Origin of the sequence: Ancylobacter gelatini, assembly GCF_022601675.1 — a bacterium.
GTDB lineage: Bacteria > Pseudomonadota > Alphaproteobacteria > Rhizobiales > Xanthobacteraceae > Ancylobacter > Ancylobacter gelatini.
The window spans coordinates 2501-5699 of sequence record NZ_JAKVIL010000017.1 but is presented as its reverse complement, the minus strand read 5'-3'; the positions used below and the strand labels follow the sequence as shown (position 1 = coordinate 5699).

Below are 3199 nucleotides of genomic sequence, written 5' to 3'. Positions count from 1 at the left end.
TCAGGTGTCGTTTAGAAGCGCATGCTGTGTTTGGCAGGCCTGGCAGCGACCTACTCTCCCAGGTCTTAAGACATAGTACCATCGGCGCAGAGGAGTTTAACGGCCGAGTTCGGGATGGGATCGGGTTCAGGCTCCTCGCAATAGCCACCAGGCCGGCGAAGCACAGCATTTTGCGAAGCAAGGATCCTTATGGATCTGATATCTGGTCTCGTTGCTTTGATCCTGATGATGAACATCGAGGATGAGAACGATCAAGCCAATCGAACGATTAGTACCGGTAAGCTAAATATGTCGCCACACTTACACACCCGGCCTATCAACGTGGTCGTCTTCCACGGTTCTCAAGGGAATACTCGTTTTGAGGTGGGTTTCCCGCTTAGATGCTTTCAGCGGTTATCCCGACCGTACATAGCTACGCTGCACTGCGGCTGGCGCCACAACAGCTCCACCAGAGGTACGTTCATCCCGGTCCTCTCGTACTAGGGACAAATCCTCTCAATATTCCTACACCCACGGCAGATAGGGACCGAACTGTCTCACGACGTTCTGAACCCAGCTCACGTACCACTTTAATCGGCGAACAGCCGAACCCTTGGGACCTGCTCCAGCCCCAGGATGTGATGAGCCGACATCGAGGTGCCAAACGATGCCGTCGATATGGACTCTTGGGCATCATCAGCCTGTTATCCCCGGCGTACCTTTTATTCGTTGAGCGATGGCCCGTCCACGTGGGACCACCGGATCACTATGGCCGACTTTCGTCTCTGCTCGACTTGTCAGTCTCGCAGTCAGGCGGGCTTATGCCATTGCACTCGACGACCGATTTCCGACCGGTCTGAGCCCACCATCGCGCGCCTCCGTTACTCTTTGGGAGGCGACCGCCCCAGTCAAACTGCCCGCCATGCAATGTCTCGGACCCGGATAACGGGTCGCGGTTAGACATCCATATCTATAAGGGTGGTATTTCAAGGATGACTCCACGAGAGCTGGCGCCCTCGCTTCAAAGTCTACCACCTATCCTACACATACCGACACGAATGCCAGTGCAAAGCTGCAGTAAAGGTGCACGGGGTCTTTCCGTCTGACCGCAGGAACCCCGCATCTTCACGGGGAATTCAATTTCACTGAGTCTATGCTGGAGACAGCGGGGAAGTCATTACGCCATTCGTGCAGGTCGGAACTTACCCGACAAGGAATTTCGCTACCTTAGGACCGTTATAGTTACGGCCGCCGTTTACCGGGGCTTCGATTCAAAGCTTGCACCTCTCCTCTTAACCTTCCGGCACCGGGCAGGCGTCAGACCCTATACGTCATCTTGCGATTTCGCAGAGCCCTGTGTTTTTGCTAAACAGTTGCCACCCCCTGGTCTGTGCCCCTTGCGCCTGGTTGCCCAAACGCAAGGCCTCCTTATCCCGAAGTTACGGAGGTAAATTGCCGAGTTCCTTCAGCATAGTTCTCTCAAGCGCCTTGGTATACTCTACCAGTCCACCTGTGTCGGTTTCGGGTACGGGCTATAATGTGGGAGCTATTTCCTGGAACCCCTTCGAAGCCAGAACAGAACCAATTCGTCTGACAACACACGGGATTCGTCACTACCCACAGGCTCAGGAATATTCACCTGATTCCCATCGACTACGCCTTTCGGCCTCGCCTTAGGGGCCGGCTAACCCTGCGCAGATTAGCTTTACGCAGGAACCCTTGGACTTTCGGCGACAGTGTCTCTCACACTGTTTGTCGTTACTCATGTCAGCATTCGCACTTCCGATACCTCCAGAGGTCCTCACGGATCCTCCTTCGCAGGCTTACGGAACGCTCCGCTACCGCTCATCCGAAGATGAACCCTAAGCTTCGGCGCGTGGTTTGAGCCCCGTTACATTTTCGGCGCAAGAATCCTAGACCAGTGAGCTGTTACGCTTTCTTTAAAGGATGGCTGCTTCTAAGCCAACCTCCTGGTTGTTTTCGGACTCTCACATCCTTTCACACTTAACCACGACTTGGGGGCCTTAGCTGTAGGTCAGGGTTGTTTCCCTCTCGACGACGGACGTTAGCACCCGCCGTCTGTCTCCCGCGCAGTACTTCCAGGTATTCGGAGTTTGGTTAGGTTTGGTAAGACGGTAAATCCCCCTAGCCCATCCAGTGCTCTACCCCCTGGAGTATTCACGCGAGGCACTACCTAAATAGTTTTCGCGGAGAACCAGCTATTTCCGAGTTTGGTTGGCCTTTCACCCCTAGCCACAAGTCATCCGAGACTTTTTCAACAGGCACCGGTTCGGTCCTCCAGTGCGTGTTACCGCACCTTCAACCTGCTCATGGCTAGATCACCCGGCTTCGGGTCTAATCCGACGAACTGAACGCCCTGTTCAGACTCGCTTTCGCTGCGCCTACACCTACCGGCTTAAGCTTGCTCGCCAGACTAAGTCGCTGACCCATTATACAAAAGGTACGCAGTCACCCAGGACGAACCTTGGGCTCCTACTGTTTGTAGGCATCCGGTTTCAGGAACTGTTTCACTCCCCTTGTCGGGGTGCTTTTCACCTTTCCCTCACGGTACTTGTTCGCTATCGGTCGCTGAGGAGTACTTAGGCTTGGAAGGTGGTCCTCCCATGTTCAGACAGGGTTTCACGTGCCCCGCCTTACTCAAGGATGAATGTTTGCATTACGTGTACGGGGCTATCACCCACTGAGGCCCGGCTTTCCTGTCCGGTTCCACTTGTCGCTCATTCACCACTGGCCTGATCCGCGTTCGCTCGCCACTACTAACGGAGTCTCTGTTGATGTCCTTTCCTCCGGGTACTTAGATGTTTCAGTTCCCCGGGTTCGCTTCTAACCCCTATGTATTCAGGATCAGATACCTTCATGTGATAACTGGAATTCCAAAACCTTGCGGCTTGAAGTTGCCTCCAAGGCAAGGCCTCAGAGTTCCAGTCATCGAAGGTGGGTTTCCCCATTCGGAAATTTACGGATCAAAGCTTGTTCGCAGCTCCCCGTAACTTATCGCAGCGTACCACGTCCTTCATCGCCTCTCAGCACCAAGGCATCCACCGAATGCCCTTAAGACACTTGATCGTTCTCATCTTCGATGCTCACCCTTGCTGAAATCCGTGCGGGATCCAGCAAAAGAGAGACGGTTTTGAGAGACCCGTCTCTGGCATCAAAGCTATTTCTAAAGACCAGCTTGCTTCGCATTCACTCGGTGACG

General features: G+C 54.0%; 2 rRNA genes. Both read right to left on the bottom strand.

From position 1 onward, the window contains the following. Positions 1 to 37: 37 nt before the first annotated feature. Positions 38 to 152: ribosomal RNA gene (rrf, locus tag MKI84_RS20520) — 5S ribosomal RNA — on the bottom strand. Between the two features lie 95 nt (positions 153 to 247). Next, positions 248 to 3066 (bottom strand): 23S ribosomal RNA (locus MKI84_RS20515). Positions 3067 to 3199 lie beyond the last annotated feature (133 nt).